Consider the following 19,623-nt stretch of genomic DNA (forward strand, 5'->3'; position numbering starts at 1 on the left):
TCATCACCAGGGCGTCGATGAACACCACGGGATAGATCCTGTCGAGGGGCCGCTGCCGCCAGGCTTCCATCTCCTCCACGACGCTGTCGGTGACCTCCAGGTCCCGCCCGTACTCGGCCCACGTCACCCCGTCCACCCCGGCCGCGGCCTGAGGGCGGATCGCCCAGTAAGCCGCCCGAAGCCGACCCAGGCTGACGTGGTGCAGCAGCGCGGTGAACCGCGCATCCTTGTCTCGTCGTGCCACCTCGCCCACACGGCCCAGCGCACTGGACGCGCCGGTTCCGGCACTGAGTCCGGGACGCGTTTTGCTGTCCGTGTTCCCCTTGGCTCGTCCCCTTTCCTCCCCCACCTCCGCAGCCGTGGCCTTGTTCGGCGGGTTCGCAGGTACTACGGGACGATCCGACTGCCCATACCCGTTCATCTCAGGCGTACCGCCTCAGCGTTCCCCGAACGGCCCGCCCAACGATCAGATGGACGGGCGGGCACAGGCCCTCCCGGTTCTCGCGCATGAAGGTTCCGTACATGCCCTGGTTCTCTGACCACGCGGGACCCGCCACCGGCTCGCGAAAACGCCGCTAGCGGTGTTGCCTTCCACCTCTGTGACAGCGTCGGCGCCCCGATCTCGAAATTTCGTGGCTCAATAGCCCGGCCTGCACGTGCCCCTGCCAACGCTTCGCCAACGTCCTCACGAACGCCAACGCATGACTCGGGGCCGCCGTGGGTCGCTACTCCTTCGGCGTAGAGCTCTTCCATCTCCTCCTCCATGCCGGTTTATCCCGGCGCACCACAGAAAATCGGACAGGCTCGCGCGGGTCGTCACGGTGGTGGCGTGTGGCACTCGCCGGCTCCTCGCCGCGCAGGTCGACTCGTGCCAGGTCAGTGAACAGGCACTGTGGGATCGGCTCGTCGCGGACCTGCAACCGGGCACGATCAACCTCGCCGACCGGAATTTCTTCTCGATGCACCGGTGGCGGGTCGCGGCCGCGACCGGCGCGCACCTGGCCTGGCGGGTGAAGAACGGCGTCAAGAGCCTCCCGGCGAAGATCCTGCGCACCTGCTCTGACGGGTCGCACATGGTCCGGTTACGGGAGTCCGACGCGATGCTCACCCGCCGCCGTAAAACCAGCGCCGACCGAAGGCCGCCCGGCTGCTCGATATCACCGCCCGGCTGGTCGAGTTCACCGTCACCCTGACCGACCGGGCCGGCAAGACCACCACGAGCAGGTTCCGGATCCTGGCCACACTACTGGACCACGAGGCCTACCCGGCCGACCAGATCGCCCGGCTCTACGCCGAAAGATGGCAAGCGGAACTGGTGTACAAATCGATCAAATCGACGCTACGCGGCGGCGACCGCCGGCTCCGCGGCCAGTCCCCGGACCTGGCAGAACAAGAAATCTGGGCGCTGTTGACCGTCTACAACGCACTCGTCGATCACGCGGTGACCGCCGCAGTCGACCTCGGTGTCAACCCCGACGAAATCTCCTTCACCGCCGTCCTGCACGCGACCCGCGACCACCTGACCGCTTCAACGCCCTGCCAAGCCTGCGGACACCACAGCGACTCCGCTGACCTGCAAGCCACGATCGCCGCCACCCCTCGAGAACGCAGGAGCCGGACCCGGACCAGCCCACGAACCAAGAAACAACGCGAAACCCAGCACACCCGCGACGTCGGCTACACGATCACCATCACAGAATCAAATCTACCTAAAATGACCTAACCGAACCAGATCTTTAGGGCAGTGAGACAGGGTCAGATCTCACGGCTACAACTCAAAGTCCGTGACCACCCAGGTGGAAAACTGCCGCCACTGGTCCACGCCGCGCATATGAACCGGGTGGTAGAGATACGTTTCCACGGCACTCTTGTCCTTGAAGCTGCCGATGACTGCGTAGTCATACGCTATTTCTCGGTTGGTGACGTTCCGGCCGCATTTCCACTCAAGGATCTCAGGGATTGCTTTCGGGAGAACACGAACATCCCTTTCCGCTTCGAGGAAACGTGGGTCATCCCAGCCCACGCCGTCATGGAACTTGAACAGGACGACATGACAGATCATAGATCCTCCATCTGAGGCTCGTACCATTCGGGCAGAATCCAGGCTGACGTCAGAAGCTACGCAGACCGCCCCCGTCCACCGGGACCATGACGCCAGTGAGGTAGGACGCGGCAGGAGACAACAGGAAGGCCGCGATCTTTCCGAATTCCTCCGGAGTGCCATACCGGCGCAATGGGATATCCGCAGAGTTGCGCGCGCGGGCTGCCTGAGCGTCACCGCTGCGGGCATCGATCTCGCGAGCCCTGTCGGTGTAGATGCGGTACGGAAGGAGGCCCACGACCCTGATGCCGCGTGGACCGACTTCATCCGCCAAAGACTTGGCGTACCCGGCCAGGCCAGGGCGAAGGCCGTTGGAGATGGTGAGGCCGGGAATCGGCTCGTACACGGAACTGGAGAGAACGAGGGCGACCACCCCTCCCTCGGGGAGCTGTTCGGCCGCCTTCTGGGCCAGCCGTACCGTACCGAGGAAGACCGAGTCGAGCGCCGCCCGCCATTGGGCTTCCGTGCTGGAGGCCGCGGTTCCTGGTGCGGGCCCTCCGGTGCTGATCAAGATGCCGTCAAAATTCCCGAACGTGTCGCGTGCCGCGGCGATGAGCCGGTCGGGAGTGGCGGGGTCGGCGGTGTCCGCGGCCATTCCTACCGCGCTGCCGCCGAGGGACGCAGCCGCCTCCGCCGCGCGGCTCCCGTCGCGCCCCGCGATGACGACCTGTGCGCCTTCGGCCACCAATTCCCTGGCCGCGGCCAGCCCCAGTCCGCGCGATCCCCCGGTGACGACGATTGTTCTGGCCTTCAATTCAAGATCCATTACTGCACTCCATGAGTCTTCTGTCCTGCTCTGCCGATGTGCACTGCTAGGGCTGCCGGCCGACCACCGTGTGGCGGTCCGACCAGGCTCGCCAAAGTTCGCCGTAACGGCCGCTGACCGCAAGCAGTTCGTCGTGGGTTCCCTGTTCGCTGATGGCTCCGTCGTGCATTACGAGGATGCGGTCGGCCGACCGGGCCTGGGCCAGCCGGTGTGCCACCACAAGAGCGGTACGGCCGCGCATCGCCGCTTCGGCGGCCTTCTCCAGCAGGCGGGCGCCCGTCGAACCGGCCTCCGCGGTGGCCTCGTCCAGCACGACGAACCATGGGTCACTCAACACGATGCGGGCCACGGCGAGTTGCTGTCTCTGGTCCGGTGTCAGTTGATGCCCCTGATCGCCGATGACGGTATCCAGGCCGTCGGGGAGCGCCGTGACCCACCGGTCAGCCAGCGTCACGACCAGGGCATGCCGGACTTCCTCATCCGAAGCCCCGGGCCTCACCAGTGTGAGCGATTCCCGTACGGTCCCGGCGAAGACATGAACGTCCTGGGTCACCAGGAAGACGCCTGAGCCCGCCCCGGTCCGCTCGGGATCGTAGGGAACACCGGCAGCCGTCACCGTGCCCTGCGTCGGCCGGAGTACCCCGGCGGCGATCGCGCCCAGCGTCGTCTTTCCAGCTCCGGTGACACCGACGAGAGCGACCCGCTCACCAGCGGCGATCCGCAGGTCGACATCGCGCAGGACCGGCTTGCCCGGCACATACTGATGGCTGATCCCCGAGAGTACGACGTCCCCGGGCCCGGTGGCCGGACGGGGATCTGGGGCGGTCGGCATCGTCGCGATGCCGACGAGCCGTGCCAGCGCGGAGCCGATCGCCTGGAACTGGTCGAAGGTGAAGAGCAGTCCTCCGATGGGAGTGAAGAGGCGGAGGAAGTACAGCGCCGCCGCGGTGACGGCGCCGACGGTGGTGAGGTCGTTGCGCACGAGGAGGAACCCGAGACCGAGGACCATGGCCAGTCCGAAGAGTTCCGCCAGGTTGTTCCGGTTCAGGAGGCGGAGCGTGAGCCGGTACACGGAGACGGAGAAACCGACAGCACTGTCGGAGGTGTCCTCGATCCGCCGGAGCAGTCCGCCCCCGATCCCGAAGGCTCGGGCCGTCGGAGCAGCGTTGAGGCCCGTGAGGAGCGCCTCGGCGCGCTCTCCCTGCGCGACCTTCTGCTCGCGGTACAACCGCTCGGAGCGCGGCAGGAACCACCTCAGCCCGAACACATACAGCGGCACCGCCATGAGCATGGCCAGCCCCAGACGCCAATCCAGGGCCAGCACACCCACGGAGGTGAACGCAACGGTGACGGCCGAGTTCAGGACGATCGGTACGACGTTGTTCAGCCCTTCCGACACGGTCCGCACGTCGTCGGAAAGCCGGGAGAGCAGGTCCCCTGTGCTGGCCCGCACTATCCGGTCCGCGGGCAGGTGCAGCGCCCGGACGAGCACGCGCTCCCGCAACTCGGCCAGAGCTGGCTCGCCCGCCCGCGCCAGCGCGGCCACCGCCATGCCTCCGAGCAGCGCGGACGCCACCGCCGCGGCGGCGATGATCAGCGCTGAGGAGAGGATGGTGTCCCGCCCGGCGCGGATGTCATCGACGATCGTTCCGAGAACCCAGGGCGCCACAAGGCCGGAGGCGCTCCCCAACACAATCGCGAGGGCCGTGGTCACGGTCGCCCGCCGGTTGCCATTGCCCCACACCATGTGGCCGAGGAAGGCAAAGGTCTCCCGGTAGGTTCCGATCGGCAGCAGGTCCCGGCTCACCGCAGCACCAGCTCCTGGTAGGCGGGCCGGCCGAGCAGCTCCTGGTGAGTGCCCTCCTCGACGACGCGGCCGCCTGCCACGAACACCACACGCTCCGCCTGGCTGAGCAGCGCGGGGCTCGTGGTGATGATCCACGTGATGCGCGTGCTCACCGGGTCATGGCGCAGGGCGCTGATTCCGCGGGCGATGTGCTGTTCGGTGACCGCGTCCACCGCGGTGGTCGGGTTGTCGAGCAGCAGGGCCGGAGGATCGGCCGCCAGTGCTCTGGCCAGCGTGATCCTCTGTCGTTGGCCGCCGGAGTAGGTCGCCCCCGAGGGCGTCACCCGCTGATCCAGGCCCTTTTCGTCGAGGTTGATGATGTCCTGCGCCGATATCGCGCCGAGGATGTCCACGAGATCGGTGTCGCTGTGCCGGCTGTCCGGATCGAGGTTGCTGCGCAACGTGCCTTCCAGAAGTTCGGTGTGATGGGGGTTCACCAGACGGCGCTGGGCGCGTGCTCGCAGGCTCAGATCGCTGATCGCGGCGCCGTCGAGCAGGACCTCGCCGGTGATGTCCGCGCCGTGTATCTCACCCGTGAGCAGGCCCACGAGGGTCCGGGTGACGGCCGGGTCGTCCACGGCGAGGCAGAGCAGTTCACCCGGCCGGGAGGCGAGGGTGAACCCGTTTAGAGCGCCGGTGGTCACGTCGTTGAGGGAGACTGCCGGGGCCGAGCCGAGCGGTGGCTCCGCGAAACCGTCGTCCAGCAGTGGCGGCGTGTGCAGGAAGTCGACGATCCGGGACGCTGAGGCATATGCGGCCGCGATCTTCGCGCCGATCCGGCCGAGGGCCTGGACGGGCACCGCAAGGAACTGGGTGAGGCCGACGATGGCGACCAACTGTCCGATGGTGATGGTGCCTTCCAGCGCCCGCTTACCCGCGAGCAGGGTGACACCGGCCAGGAAGAGTCCGCTGAGCCCGGTGGTGACGCTCTCCATGACGCCGTGGGAGTCGGCGAGCCGGATGCCGGCCGCTCTGGCGACCTGGCTCTGTGCCCGGTAGCGTGCGGCGGCTTCGTCCTCCGCGCCGATGCCCTTGAGGACGGGCAGGCCGCGCACCAGGTCCGCCGCCGTGCCACTGCTTCTGGCAATCTCGGTCCGCTGGTCGCGATCACGGCGAGACAGCACGGGCGTGACGAACTGGATGATCCCCAGCACGAGCGGTACGCCGAGCAGCACGGCGAGCCCGATCGCGATGTCGATGCGCAGCAGGACGGCGGCGCTCACCAGCACCGCGACCGCCGAGGCGAACGTATAGCCCATGGACCGGGCCAGGCCGCCCACACTCGCCGTGTCGACGGTGGACAGGGAGAGGATGCCGCCGGAGAGGGTGCCGGTGCGCGCACCGAGCGGCCGCAGTACGTGGTGGGCGATCTCGCCCCGGAGCCGGTGGTTCTCCCGCTGATCGATCCGGTACGCGTCGGCGGCACCCCAGCGGTAGGTGAACATCAGCGAGGCGAACACCCCGACCAGCACGCTGCCCCACAGGGCGAAGGAGGTGACGCTTCCCCCCGCCACCGCATGGTCGATGACCAGACCGACCACCACGGGCACCATCGCCTCGGACAGCTGCCACGCCGCCAGCAGGCCGAAGGAGCGCGCCACACCGGCTCTGTTGCGACGGATTCCCCGAAGCAACAACTTCAATGCGGAACCGGGGATCGGGGCATCCCCGTTCCGGGCCGGTGCGTCACTGATCGACGCCGTCGTCATGGTCCTGCTCACGCTGCTCCCGTCAATTGATGCGCCGGTCAGTCGAGTTTTCAGATTGCTCGCCGCATCCAGCCATGTGTGTCCTCCGCCCGGCCGTGCTGGATGTCCAGCACATGCTCCCGCAGCGCCATCGTCTGCTTTCCGGGCGTGCCGTTGCCGATGACGAACTCGTAGCCGTCTCCCTTGAACGCCACGACCGGGGTGACCACTACGGCCGTGCCGACGGCGAACACCTCAGTGACGGTGCCCTCCTCGGCCCTGGAACGCAGCTCGTCCAGCGTGACCGCCCGCTCCTCCGGAACCAGGCCGAAGTCGGTGGCCAGCGTGAGAACGCTGTCGCGGGTCACCCCTTCGAGGATCGTGCCCAGGGCGGGCGTGACCAGCCGGCCGTCAGAGGTGACCAGGCACAGGTTCATCGTGCCGGACTCCTCCAGCTTTCCCTCCCCCGCGCTGTCCAGGTACAGGACCTGGTCGCAGCCGCGCTCTTGGGCTTCGGCCTGCGCGGCCAGGCCCGCGGCGTAGTTGGCGCCGCACTTGGCCGCACCGGTGCCGCCCCTGGCCGCGCGGGTGTACTGGTCGCTCACCCACAGCGTGATGCCGGAGGAGTAGTAGGAGCCGGTCGGGGTCGCGATCACTGAGTATTCGACCTGTCTGGCGGGCCGCAGGCCGAGAAACGGGTCGGAGGCGAACATAAAGGGTCGCAGGTACAGACTCGTATCGCCGTGAGGCCCAGGGACCCAGGGCTCATCCGCGCGGATCAGCCCTTCCACGCTGACCAGGAAGTCCTCGGCCGGCAGGTCCGGCAGCGCCAGGCGCCGTGCGGAACGGGCGAAGCGGCGGGCGTTGGCCTCCGGACGGAACAGCCAGACGCTGTCGTCGGCGTGCCGGTATGCCTTGAGTCCCTCGAAGATTTCCTGCGCGTAGTGCAGGACGGCGGTGCCCGGGTGCAACGTGAAGGGTTTGAGCGGGCCGATTCCCCGATCGTGCCATCCGCTCTCCGGTGTCCATGAGGCGAAGGCCATGTGATCGGTGAAGTACTGGCCGAACACTGGCGCGCTGAGTATCTGGGTGCGTTCGGCCTCCGGTGCGGGATGTGCCGTCCGGGACAGGGGGAAGTCGGCGCTCATCGGTTTCCTCCCGCGAACAGCTCGAGGATCGACCGATAGGTGGCCGCGAACCTGTCCACGGTGCTCTCCTCAAAAAGGCTCGTGGCGTAGCTGAAGGTACAGACGAGAGCCTCGCCACCGTCGTTGATCACCAGCCCGAGGTCGAACTTGGCGACCGTGAGTGACTGCCCGTCGGCTGCGCAGCCGCTGAGATCGTGCGTGCGCAGCAGCCCCTGTCCGGACCGTCCGGCGTCGTGTGCCCGGTCCGCATCCGCCTCCGCGAAGGAGTTCACGTCGAACCAGACCTGGAATAGCGGGTGGCGGCTAGGGTCGGCCGGCAGGTTCAGATGACCCACCAGCCGCTCGAACGGCAGCTCCTGGTGTTCCTGGGCCTCGATCACACGCGCGGCGACCTTTTCGATCAGCGCCTGGACGTCGTCCTCGCCGTCGATGTTAAAGTCGAGGGCGAGCGAGTTGACGAAGTAGCCGATCAGGTCGTGGGTATGCTGGTGCGTCCGGTTGAACGCCGGAATGCCGACGACCAGGTCGCTGCGGTTCGTATACGTCTGGAGCAGCAGGTAGTAGGCGGCGAGCAGCACGCTGAAGAGACTGGTATCCGTCTCCTGTGCCAGCCGTCGCAGCGCCTTCGTGGTCTCTTCCTCCAGTTCGACCGCGAGCTGCCCGCCCCGGTAGTCCACCTTCCTTGGCCGCGGCCGGTCGGTCGGTAGCTCCAACGGCTGCCGTCCTTCCAGCCGGTTCCGCCAGTACGCCTGCAGTTTGCCGAGTCGGTCGCCGCTCAGCATGCTGCGCTCCCAGGCCGCGAAGTCACGGTATTGAACGGTGAGCGCGGGCAGGCCGAGGCTCGCTCGCCCGTCGGCCGCCGACTGCATGAAGTACTGGTGGAATGCCGTCAGTTCGTGCAGCAGGAGATCCGCTGACCAGCCGTCGAAGGCTATGTGGTGCACCAGGATGCCCACGAACGCACGCCGTTTACTGCCTTCGCCCTGCTGGTAGAAAGTGATCCGGACGGGCGCCTCCCGGCCCAGGTCGAAGCGGTGGGTGGCTTCCGCCCTGGCCTCGGTGGCTAGCTCCTCTTCGTTGGCGCCGCTGATGTGCCGGACGACGAGAGGCACTTGGCGGTGGTCCAGCACCACCTGGTGGGGGTCCCCGCCGGCGGAGCGCCGGATCACTGTCCTGAGTACCTCATGGCGCTCGTGGACGGCGCGGAAGCAGCGCTCCAGCACTGGCACTTCGACACCCGGCAGAATCTCGTAGCAGAGGTGGATGTTGTACACATCGGTGCCCTGCTCGTACTGGTCGATGAACCACAGCCGTTCCTGCGCGAACGACAGCGGCTGCTCCGACGTGTCCGACGTCCGGGCCGGCTCGATCGGCACGGGCTTGGCGGCCACGGTCTCGAGGCTCTCCACCAGGCTGGCCACCGTCCGATACCGGAAGATCGCGGCGATGCTGATGTCGATGTCCAACTCGAAGGTCAGCCGGCTGACCAGCTTGATCGACAGGAGGCTGTTGCCGCCCAGCTTGAAGAAGTCGTCATGGACGCTGATCCTCTCGGGATCGATCGCCAGGACATCGGCCATGATGCCCCGTGCCTTCTCTTCCATGCCGTTCCGGGGAGCGGTGAACTCGCCGTCTCCTGTGAGATGGGGGCCCGCCACCGGGGCGGGCGGCGCCTCGGCCCGGGCCTCGCTCCGGCCGGCGGACCGGAGACTGCCGTCCGGGGCCCAACGCACCAGGTCGCCGCTCTTGTAGAGACGCTCGTTCCCTGAGCCATCCGCGTGCGCCGGTCCCGTGCCACCGATGTACAGCTCTCCCACGGCGCCGACGGGCAGCGGCCGGAGTTCACTGTCCAGCACATAGACCGGCCGCATCCGGCCATCGCTGGGGCGGGCGGTGTCGTCGTACCGCTGGTACGTCAGGTCCGGGATCGACAGCCGTCGCCGCGCCCGCTCGTCCCCGGCGAGGTCTGCGATCTGCCGGAGGAGGTGGACATAGGTCTCCCCGAAGCTCTCGATGGTCGCGTGGTCGAACAGACCGGTGGCGTAGTTGACATTGACCTCAAGCTCTTCACGCGAGTCGTCGACGGATGTGCTGAGGTCAAACCTCGCGACCTTGTACAGCTCACGGGTCAAAGACGTCGTCCGCACGGTCTCGCGTGGCTGGTCACCCTGGCCGGGCGGCGGAGAGCCGAAGCTCTGCACGCTGAAGGCGACCTGGAATACCGGGTGTCGGCTCATATCACGGGGGACGTCCAGTGCCGTCAGCAGCTGCTCGAAAGGCAGTTCCTGGTGTAGGAGCAGATCCATGACCTCGCGAGAAGTCGCCTCGATATGGTCGGCGACGGTCCCGGCGGGGTCGATACGCACCCGCAGCGGCAAGGTGTTGATGAAGAATCCGACGAGGCGTTCCAGCCCGGGATGGTCCCGGTTCGCGACCGGCACGCCGACGACGATGTCGTCCTGGTGGCTGAAACAGCGCAGGGCAAGGTGGTGGACGCTCAGCAGCAGGCTGAAGAGGCTGACCCGCATCTCCTGCGCCAGCTGCCGGAGCCCGCGCGACACCTCTGCGTCGACGGTGAGGAAGAGGTCCGAGCCCCGGTAGTCGATGCTGTCCGGCCGTGGCCAGTCCGGAACGAGGTCCAGGCTGGGGCACCCCTGGAGCTTCTCCTCCCAGAACCGTACGAGCGCGTCGGCTCGTTCACCGGTGAGAGACCGCCGCTGCCAGGCGGCGAAGTCCTTGTAATGCAGCTCCGGGGCGAGCAGCCGCCGCGCGAGGCCGGTCCCCGGCGGTGCCTGCTCCAGCAGGGCGTACGCGGCCGTCAGGTCTTCCAGCAGCACATCGATCGACCAGCCGTCGAAGGCGATGTGGTGGACCACGAACGCCAGGTATCGGGCCGCGGGCTGCGCCACCTCGTAGAGCCGCATATGCAGCGGGCCCTCGTTCGCGAGGTCGAAGACCCGCTCCACATCTCCCCGCAGGTTCTCGTGCAGGGCTTCGTTGCCGGACACCCGGACGACGGGAGGCAGCGGCACCTCGTCAATGTCCCGCACGACCTGGTACCCGACGCCGTCCCGGGTCTCCTTGATGAGAGTCCGCAGGATCTCGTGGCGCTCGACCACCGCGCGCACGCCGGCCAGCAGGATGTCGATGTCGACGTGTTCGGCGACCTCGAGGACGAGCGGCACGTTGTAGGCATGGGTTCCGCGTTCGAACTTCTCAATGAACCAGAGGCGCTCCTGGGCGAAGGACAGCAGTTGGTCTTCCGGCCGGTCGAAGTAGGTGGAGATGACCTCGGCGGGGTGGGAGCGCCGGATTTCGAGACCTTCGACGAAAGCCCTGACCGTCCTGCTCTCTAGGAGGTGTGCGACGGTCACCTCCACGCCGAGTTCGCGCCGGAGCACCGTGACGAGCCTGATGGAGAGGATGCTGTTGCCGCCGAGCTGGAAGAAGTCGTCGTCGATGCCGACCTCCTCCGTCCGCAGTCCGAGCAGGCTGGCGATGGCCGCGCACAGGTCGGCTTCCAGGCGCGAGCGGGGCGGTGTGACCCCCGGCGTACTGACGAACTCCGGCTCGGGCAGTGCCGCGCGGTCCACCTTGCCGCTGATGGTGCGCGGCAGGGCGGCGAGCCGGACACAGGCGGCCGGCACCATGTGCGCCGCCAGGTTCTGCCGGAGAAAGTCGGTCAGTTCGTCGGCGTCCGGGGCGCTCTCGGAGACGTAGTAGCCCATGAGTACCGGACGGCCGATGTCCTTGACGACAACAACGGCCTGCCGGACTGCGGGATGGCGCAGAAGAGCCGCCTCGATCTCCCCGAGTTCGATCCGATGCCCGTGGATCTTCACCTGGGCGTCATTGCGCCCGACGAACTCCAGCACCCCGCCGGGAAGGAGCCGTACGAGGTCTCCGGTGCGGTAGAGCCGGCCCGGAGCAGGGCCGCCCGTGGTGGTCGGCGAGGGGGTGACGAACCGCTCGGCGGTGAGGTCGTCCCTGTTGAGATAGCCGCGGGCCAGTCCCCCGCCGCCGATGTGGAGTTCACCGACCGCGCCCACGGGAAGCGTCCGGTGAAATGCGTCCAGAACGTGGACGGTCTCATTGCCGAACGGCCTTCCCAGGTTGACCGGCAGCCCGTCGCGCGGCTCGGTGTACCGGTAGAGCCAGGAGGTGGACCAAATCGTCGTCTCGGTCGGTCCGTAGACATGGACGAGGTCCAACGAGGCTGCCATCACCCGGTCGAGAAGTTCCCGATCCAGCTTCTCTCCGCCGACGAACAGCAGTGTGCCGTCGGTATTCGTCAGCCGGTCCAGCAGCACATCGCACACGGTGGGCGTTGCCTGTACGAAGTCGTACGGCCCGCAGTCCAAGGTTTCCGGGATCCCGATGGCGAGGTCGACCGTGCCGCCGGTGCTCAGCGGCAGGCCGTATTCCAGGCCGAAGATGTCAAATACGTGATTGGTGAGGCTGCATGTGCTGACAGTCTCCCGGTCCGCGAAGTACTGCTCGCGTGCTTGGGAGACGAGCAGGTCGAACGACCCGTGCTCGACCATGACCCCCTTGGGATTGCCCGTGGTGCCAGAGGTGTAGAGGACGTACATCAGGTCGCCAGCGGCGGGCCGCGAAGCGAGGTTGGCGGGCGACGCCGCGGCGAGCATGGCGGCCGTCTCCTGGGTGTCCAGGGCAAGGACCGCCGGGGTCTGGCCTGGATCTCCGAGGCCGGCCAGACGCGCCGCGTCGCGGCGGGTGGTGAGGACCGTCTTGGCCCTCGTATCGGTCAGGATGTAGGCGATCCGCTCGTCCAGGTAGCTCGGGTCCAGCAGTACGTACGCGCCACGGGCCTTGGCCACGGCCAGAAGCGACACCATGAGGCCAATGCCCTTGTCCATGCAGACAATGACCGGTTCCTCGGGATCGAGGGCGTCCGGCCCGGACAGCAGATGCCCGAGCCGGTTGGCGCGCTCGTTGAGGGAGCGGTAGGTGAGGCTCGTGCCCTCGCAGCTCACGGCGGTGCGCTCCGGCCACCGTTCCGCCTGGGCCTCGAAGAGGTCGAGAAAGGTCCCGGCTGTGGCAGATTCCGCCGCCGGCGGGTTGAGGATGCCGGTGACCTCCGTGCGTGCTTCCTCGGTCAGCAGCTGGATCTCGCTCCATGGACGCCGGGCACCCGCGAGCAGTCCGTCCAGCAGGTGACGCTGTATCCGCAGCATCTCTTCGGCCAGGTCTGCGTCGAAGAGTTCGGCGGCGTACGCCAGACGGAGCCTGATGCTATCGGGCGTCTCGGAGACGATCATAGACAGCGGGTAGTCGAGTTTCTCGAACTCCCGCGCATTCCGTACCGAGAGCGCCTTCTGCCAGCCGTCGGGGCTGATCTTGGGCCAGTTCTCGTAGATGAAGAGCGAGTCGAACAGCCGGTTCGATCCCTCGTGCAGCGCGGCCAGGTTGACGGTGCTCCGCGCGTTCAGCTCATTGATCTGGCGCTGTACGTCGCGGAGGGTGTCCACGACCAGCTCATCCGGAGCGCCGCTCGTCAGCACCAGCGGCAGGGTGTTGATCAGCAGGCCGACGGTGCGGTCGACGTCGTTCGTCGGAATATTGCGGCCGGAGACGACGACACCGGTGATGGTCTGCCGTGATCCGCTGTAGCAGGCCAGTGCCTTGTGCCAGAGGCTGAGGAAGAGCGCGTTCGCGGTGACACCCGACTCCTGTGCCAGCCGCCGCACCTCTTCGAGCTGGTCCCCGGACACGGTGACGGCGATTTCCCGCATGTCCTCAACCCGCCGGACCTCGTCGGTCCGTACTCCGGCTGCCCGCGCTGCGGGACTCAACAGCCCCCGCAGGTCCATCCGGTCCTCGTAGCCGGCGAGGTATTCACGCCAGAACGCGGCCTCGTCCAGATGGTGCTCTTGCAGGTATCGCTGTGCTGCCCCATAGCTGCGGTCCGGGGTGCTGTGCACGGGCAGGCCGGAGAGCAGGGCCTGATAGGTGTCATGCACAAAACTCAGCAGGACGGTGATGCTCCAGCCGTCCAGTATCGAGTGATGGTGGCTGAACAGACAGGTGTAATGGCCGTCCCCCAGCCGCACCAGATGGATACGGAACAGCGAGCCGCCGCCGAGGTCGTAGGGCTCTGCCCGGTCCCCTTCCCGTATCCCATTCAGCGATTCGGCCCGGCGGTCGGCGGATTCGTGGCTCAGGTCGTGGTAGCGCCAGTCCACCGTGCCTTTCGCGTCGATGACCTGCACCAGATCGTCCTGCCATCCGAAGCGCAGCCGCAGGCTCGGGTACGTGCGCTGTGCGGCGCACCACGCCTCGCGCAGAAGCCGCGGATCGATCTCGGTGGCATAGCTCCACATCATCTGGACGATGTAGGCGTCATCGGTCCTGTTCTGCGTCAGGGCGTGGTAAATAAAGCCCTGCTGCAGGCTGTTGGCCAGGTAGACGCCATCAATTTCACGATCGGACTGCAGCTCGTCGAGAGAGTCCGGACGGACCACGTGATCCACGTCCGACGGCGTGAGGTACGTCCGCTCCACACCCGACAGCTCTTCGACGAAACCGGCCAGCCACTGCTCGAATCGGCGGGCCAAACGGTCGCCCGTCTCCTGCCCGAGCTTGTTCGCGATGGTGAAGGTGAGGCGGCCGTCGACGACCCAGCCATTGATCGTCATGATGTTGCCGTCCCGGTTGGCCGAGTGAACGGCGACGCCCACGTCCTCCCGGGTGATCCGCCAGCGGGCCTCCGGGCCCGTCACCTCGTCGTTGTCTAGCCAGCCGAGATAATTGAAGTTGATGCGCGGCAGCTGGTCGGTGTCATACCCGTAGAGGGCGCCGTATCCGATGCCCTTCTCCGGGATCGCGCGCAGCGCCTCCTTCGTGTCCCGCAGAGTGGCGAGACAGTCCGGCCCCGCGCTCAGTCGCACGGGGAACATCGTGGTGAACCAGCCGAGGGTACGGGACACATCCAGCCGCAGGCCGATCTCCTCCCGGCCGTGCCCCTCTAGAAGGATGTAATGGTCCGTCTCGCCGGTGATGTCGCGGAGGGCGTGCGCGAACGCGGCGAGGAGAAAATCATTGATCTGCGTGCGGTACGTGTGGTGGCTCTCCCGCAGGAGACGGCGGCTGGTGTCCCGGTCCAGGGTCAGCTCGGACACCGTTCGTGTGTCTTCGCTGAGCACAAGCCCGCGCAGCGCCTCGTCGCCGGTCTGCGCGAAGCCGTCGACGGTCCGCTGCCAGTACTCCCGCTCGTCCGGATGTCCGTCCGCATACTGCTGGACGGCCGTGCACCACTGCCCGTAGCTGCTGCCGGGTGGAAGCAGGGCGCGCCCGTGGTACAGCGCCTCCAGCTCTTCGGTGAGGATCCGCCAGCCCACGGCGTCGACGATCAAATGGTGGCAGGCGATGAACACGCGTGCGTCGCCGCCGGGAAGCCCGTCTATATAGCCCACGCGGTAGACGGGACCGCTGCGCAGATCGAAGTCGCTCTGCCAGGCGGTGAGAAGTCCCTGGAGGTCCTCGGTCTCGTCGGCCGAGGCCACTGCCAGGTCGGTGGGGCAGAAGCCGTCGCTGTAGTACTGGCTGAGTTCGCTGTCGGCGCCATAGCGGTACCTGAGACGGAACTCGCCGTGCCGGTTCCCGAGTTCACGCACGGCCTGTCGCAGCCGTTCCGGATCCAGCTGCGGGGTCGCAACAAGGAACGCCTGGTTCCAATGGTCCGGCCGGGCGAACTCCTGGTCGAAGAACCACCTCTGGATGGGCAGGAGCGGTGCCTCGCCCACCGATGCCGCTGGCTCGCTCACCGCGCCACCGTCCTGCGCCCCGACACCTTCGCTCAGCCTGATTTCCAGCAGCGCGCAAAGAGCTTCCACGTTGGCCTGGTCGAGTACCTCGTTGACCAGGAGGTGGACGCCGAACTGCTGGCACAGCCTGCTGAGCATCTGGATAGCCATGATGCTGTCACCGCCCAGCTCGAAGAAGTCGTCGGTGATCCCGAGCGGCTCCCCGCCGCGGCCGAGCACCTCGGACCAAATCTCGCACACGGCACGTTCGAGGCCGGTACGCGGGGCCACCCGCTTCTCCTGCCGGAACTGCTCGGGTTCCGGCAGGACGCTGCGGTCCACTTTGCCATGTGGAGTCAGCGGGAGGCCGTCGAGGAAGACGTATGCGGCGGGCAGCATATAGGGCGGCAGCGTTCCTCCGAGGTACTGCGCCAGTTCCTGCTCCGAGCAGCCGAACTCGCCCGCCACCACGTAGGCGACCAGCACGCGCGGCGTCTGCTCCTCGCCAACCACACGGGCGACGACGACTGCCTGTGACACGTCCCCGTGCGTCTGTATCGCGTGCTCGACCTCACCCAGCTCGATGCGGTACCCACGGATCTTGACCTGGTCGTCGTTGCGGCCGATGTACTCGAAGTCCCCTCCGGGGAGTTGGCGCACCAGGTCGCCCGTCCGGTACAGCCGGACGTGGGCGGCGTCCGCGGCGGTGGGGCTGGGGGCATCGTGTTTCGCCGCTGCCCGGAGGGGGTGCCCCGGGAACCGTTCGGCGGTGAGTTCTGGCTGGTTGAGATAGCCCCGGGCCACACCGGTGCCTCCGATGAACAGCTCCCCGACCTCGCCGGCCGGGGCCGGCCGGCCCTCGGTGTCGAGCACATGGCCCTGGTAGTTGTCGTAGAGGCGGCCGATGTTCGGGGCCGCGTCGGCCGGCAGGGGATGGACCAGAGCGACGCACGTCCCCACCGTCGCCTCGGTGGGACCGTATTCGTCGTACACCCTCAGGTCCTGCCCCGGACGTGTGCGGATCCTCTCCAGCACCGACTGGTGGAGCTTCTCCCCGCCCAGGACGACAGTGCGGACGCCGGTCTCGTGCAGCCCGTTCGCGATCAGAGCGAAGTAGCCGGGCGTGAGCTTGATGAAGGTGACGTTGTGCCTGGCCAGGAACTCACGGTAGGCGTCAACGTCCTGGACCGAACCGTCGTAGACGGCGACCCGCCCACCCAGTGCCAGCGGGGCCAGGGTCGTCGTCACCGTTAGGTCGAAGCTGACGGGCGTCGAGTAGCCGCATGTGTCGCCAGCGGACAGGCCCAGGTGAGCGCTGGTGTTGCGGAGGTAATTGACGACGGACCGGTGCTCGACCATCACGCCTTTGGGGCGGCCGCTCGTGCCCGAGGTGAAGATGACATACGCAAGGCGGTCCGGTGTGACGGGCTCGTCCTGGGCCGCCTCCTCCGTCGCCGGAGGCCTCTGGGCGAGGGTTTCCTCATCGACCGTGACGACGTCGACGCCGCCCCGGCCGCCGACGATGTCCGCCAGGCGCGTGTGGTGGACATCGTCGGTCAGGACCACTCGGGAGGCCGCTTCTTCGAGAAGGAGCCTGATCCTGTCGTCCGGACTGTCCGGCGACACGGGCACATACGCTCCGCCGGCCTTCAGGACCGCGAGCATGCTGACAAGCACGTACGGGCTGCGTTCCAGGACCAGCACCACCAGGGACTCCGGTCCCACCGCGTGCGAGTGCCTGAGGATCCAGGCCAGGGCATTGGCCCGGTTGTCGAGTTCCCGGTACGTCAGGCTGGTGTCGACACAGGTGACGGCGATGGCGTCGGGCTGTTCACGGACCTGCTCCTCGAACAGCTGGTGCACCATGGTCTCTGCGGTCCGGGCGGAGTCATCGTATGAACGACGCATGTGGGGCGTCTTCCTCAGAAATGGGGCGGACGGGTTCTTGGACGAGTCAGGAATCCAGTGCGGGGAAGTACGACTTCCGGCTGCCCGCCCGCCGGATGTCCACGGTGCAGCAGTGGAAGCTGCCGCCGAAGTGGTAGACGTTTGCGAAGGGGATGGCGATGACCCGGAACCCGAGCGACTTGAACAGCTCGATCATCGGCTTCTCCCGTTCCTCGCAGATGATCGTCTCCTCATTGACATTGAAGACGTTCATGGAGATCCAGTTGCTGATCTCCGGAGTGTTGTAGAAGCTGCCGCGCACCGAGGGCTCTGCGGCGATGACCCGCCAGTTGTTCTCCTCGAAGAACGCGATCGTGTCGTCGACCGGGGGGCGTTCGGGGTTGATCATGACGAGCCCCGGACGCAGCGGCACCATCGTCGCGTCGATGTGCTGCGGGTGAGGATCGCGGAAGCGGATCCTGTGGAGGCGGTACTCCGGGCCGAGGTGCCGGGCCAGCCAGGCGGCACCGAAGTCGTTTGTCACGATGTCCGGCTGGTAGAAGATGTCCCTGCCCATGCGGCTGAAACTCGCCGCGTCGAAGGAGGGCTCCAGGCCGGTCAGCGCCGGATGGTCGTCCGCGTCGAAGGGGCCGTCGTCGACGGAGAAGTCCTGGACGTACATCTCGTCGGCCATGCTTGGCTTGGGGGCGGCCGTCCACTTGGCGCCCTGGCGGAAGTACTCCCGCACCAGCTCCCGGTAGGGCAAGTATTCGAAGAAGCGGCTCCGCATGGCCATGGGCGCCTCGATGATCTCGTCGCCGACGACGAGCAGGACGTCCCGTGGGCACGCGCTGGTGTTCTGGCTGTGCACCTGGAACGTGGGCGTCTTCACCTCGGTGAAGAAGTCTGTCTGCGTGGGCCGGCGCACGATGACGTTCTCGCCCTCAAGTACCCTCGCGAGATTGTCCAGTTGCGCGGTCGCCGCCTCGATCTCTGCGTCACTGCGCCGAGCTGCCTTGAACTCCCGCTGCTCCGGGGCCGGGAAATAGGGCCGCAGAGCTGGTTCGAAGCCGGGGCTCGCCGAATTCGCCACGCTTCCGACGATGACCTCTTCGAGCGGGTCCCAGCCATTGTGGGAATTGACGACCCGCTGTGCGGGGTTTCCGAGCGACTCTAGAAGCATGTGAATTCCTTCGAAGGTGAGCGTGGGGTGTCGCGCGCTTGAGAAGATGCCGTGGGCAGCAGATCTGAAAAACGCCGATGATCAGCTCATGGCGACGACTGTCTTGCGGTCCCCTTTATACGGGTTGCGGCCATGCGCGAAGAGAAGATTATCCAGCATCATGATGTCCCCCCGCTGCCACGGAATGACAACCTTTTCCTGCTCGTACACCTCGCGGATATGCTCCAGAACCGCTGGCTCAATCGAATCACCATTCCCGTAGAACGCATTGCGGGGAACGTTTTCGATGCCCAGTTCATTGACGAGCGTGACCTGCTCGTCGGGCGCGAGCGCGGAGGTGTGGAAGAGATGTGCCTGGTTGAACCAGACCAACTCTCCGGAGCGCGGGTGCGGCAGGGTCGCCTCGCAATGCTGCCGGGTGCGCAGAACGGGGCTCCCTGACCCCCACTCGACCTCAATTCCATGCGCTGCACAATACGCTTCGACCACTGCACGCTCGGTGGTCTGGAAGACTTCCTGCCAGCTCAGGTCAATACCGTCGGTGAAGTTCCGGACATAGAGTACACCCGTGCGTTCGAACTTTTCCCGCACCGCCGGGTCAATCCGCCGGTATACACGCCGTGAGTCAGCTGTCGGGGTCTCACCGCCCTGTTCGGCGGCTACTGCGCAATAGAAGTAGATGCGACTGGGCCATGAGTCTGTGTATGAGTTCTCGTTATGCAGCGGTATTGTCCGGTCCGCCGGATACTCCGTCGAGGTGTACAGCTTCCCGCCGACCTTAGTACGGGGCGTGGAGCGGTGGACGTACTCAAGGAGGTCAGAACTGAAGGTCTGCACCACCCGGTTGAACTCGGACACCGAATTGACTCCGAGGCTGCGCAGGACGACACCGCCGTAGGTGGTAAGGAGCTCATCGATTCGAGGCCGATTTTCCGCAAGCCATGAGAAGGGGTTCGCGCCTATCCCCGGTCGCAGTAGCACGGGACCTCGGCCGTCCTTCGACGCGAACTCGATTCCCTCGCCATCACCTGAGTGCTTCACCTTGCGCTCCTAGACTGGTTACAGTGCTGCAGCACGTGCGGGTACCCGTATTCACGGCCGAGTACGGTGATCCTGGAAAATCAGTGACATCGGCCCCCACGAGACCTTTGTCGCCGAGTCGTCGGCATACTGCTTCAAGGTTTGAGAAGGCGATGACGGACTCCGCGCCACACCGGAAAATTTTACGGTAGCGAATC

11 protein-coding genes are annotated in these 19,623 nt (G+C 66.6%); 2 read left to right on the forward strand and 9 right to left on the reverse strand.

The window, feature by feature from the left end; translation table 11 throughout:
* Positions 1 to 244, reverse strand: a 244-nt coding sequence (locus AB0K35_RS33810; RefSeq protein WP_363890642.1) for a transposase, incomplete at its 3' end; no start/stop codon positions are given.
* A gap of 580 nt (positions 245 to 824) precedes the next feature.
* Between AB0K35_RS33810 and AB0K35_RS33815 the strand changes: the two genes are divergently transcribed.
* A complete protein-coding gene (locus AB0K35_RS33815; RefSeq protein WP_363890645.1) occupies positions 825 to 1,193 on the forward strand; it encodes a hypothetical protein in 369 nt (122 codons plus the stop codon).
* A complete protein-coding gene (locus AB0K35_RS33820; RefSeq protein WP_363890694.1) occupies positions 1,190 to 1,723 on the forward strand; it encodes a transposase in 534 nt (177 codons plus the stop codon). Before AB0K35_RS33815 ends, AB0K35_RS33820 begins: the two co-directional genes overlap by 4 nt.
* Positions 1,724 to 1,768: 45 nt before the next feature.
* Here AB0K35_RS33820 and AB0K35_RS33825 read toward each other — a convergent pair whose 3' ends face one another.
* The 8 genes from AB0K35_RS33825 to AB0K35_RS33860 all read right to left on the reverse strand — a co-directional run bounded on the left by AB0K35_RS33825 (position 1,769) and on the right by AB0K35_RS33860 (position 19,426).
* A complete protein-coding gene (locus tag AB0K35_RS33825) occupies positions 1,769 to 2,062 on the reverse strand; it encodes a Dabb family protein (protein WP_363890647.1) in 294 nt (97 codons plus the stop codon).
* Positions 2,063 to 2,111: 49 nt separating this feature from the next.
* On the reverse strand, positions 2,112 to 2,867 hold the full coding sequence (locus AB0K35_RS33830; RefSeq protein WP_363890649.1) for an SDR family oxidoreductase: 756 nt from the start codon (positions 2,865 to 2,867) through the stop codon (positions 2,112 to 2,114).
* Between the two features lie 46 nt (positions 2,868 to 2,913).
* Positions 2,914 to 4,674 carry an ABC transporter ATP-binding protein gene (locus AB0K35_RS33835; RefSeq protein ID WP_363890651.1) on the reverse strand — a complete coding sequence of 587 codons (1,761 nt, stop codon included), beginning with the start codon at positions 4,672 to 4,674 and terminating at the stop codon, positions 2,914 to 2,916.
* Positions 4,671 to 6,314 carry an ABC transporter ATP-binding protein gene (locus AB0K35_RS33840; protein WP_363890653.1) on the reverse strand — a complete coding sequence of 548 codons (1,644 nt, stop codon included), beginning with the start codon at positions 6,312 to 6,314 and terminating at the stop codon, positions 4,671 to 4,673. Before AB0K35_RS33840 ends, AB0K35_RS33835 begins: the two co-directional genes overlap by 4 nt.
* A gap of 158 nt (positions 6,315 to 6,472) precedes the next feature.
* Positions 6,473 to 7,549, reverse strand: coding sequence for a branched-chain amino acid aminotransferase (locus AB0K35_RS33845; RefSeq protein ID WP_363890656.1), 1,077 nt, complete (start codon positions 7,547 to 7,549; stop codon positions 6,473 to 6,475).
* Complete coding sequence (locus tag AB0K35_RS33850; protein WP_363890658.1) at positions 7,546 to 17,181, reverse strand: amino acid adenylation domain-containing protein; 9,636 nt, start codon at positions 17,179 to 17,181, stop codon at positions 7,546 to 7,548. The genes AB0K35_RS33845 and AB0K35_RS33850 overlap by 4 nt, the downstream gene beginning before the upstream one ends.
* Positions 17,182 to 17,269: 88 nt before the next feature.
* Positions 17,270 to 18,295, reverse strand: coding sequence for an amidinotransferase (locus tag AB0K35_RS33855; RefSeq protein WP_363890661.1), 1,026 nt, complete (start codon positions 18,293 to 18,295; stop codon positions 17,270 to 17,272).
* A 171-nt stretch (positions 18,296 to 18,466) separates the two neighbouring features.
* Positions 18,467 to 19,426: a TauD/TfdA family dioxygenase gene (locus AB0K35_RS33860; RefSeq protein ID WP_363890663.1), complete on the reverse strand. Its 960-nt coding sequence runs from the start codon at positions 19,424 to 19,426 to the stop codon at positions 18,467 to 18,469.
* Positions 19,427 to 19,623: the final 197 nt, after the last annotated feature.

The sequence above is a fragment of the Micromonospora sp. NPDC053740 genome, from assembly GCF_040677775.1.
In the GTDB taxonomy this organism is placed as follows: domain Bacteria; phylum Actinomycetota; class Actinomycetes; order Mycobacteriales; family Micromonosporaceae; genus Micromonospora; species Micromonospora alfalfae.

Coding starts and splice junctions, on each gene's coding strand:
- AB0K35_RS33825 (WP_363890647.1), bottom strand. CDS start 2,062: ATGATCTGTCATGTCGTCCTGTTCAAGTTCCATGACGGCGTGGGCTGG.
- AB0K35_RS33830 (WP_363890649.1), bottom strand. CDS start 2,867: ATGGATCTTGAATTGAAGGCCAGAACAATCGTCGTCACCGGGGGATCG.
- AB0K35_RS33845 (WP_363890656.1), bottom strand. CDS start 7,549: ATGAGCGCCGACTTCCCCCTGTCCCGGACGGCACATCCCGCACCGGAG.
- AB0K35_RS33850 (WP_363890658.1), bottom strand. CDS start 17,181: ATGGTGCACCAGCTGTTCGAGGAGCAGGTCCGTGAACAGCCCGACGCC.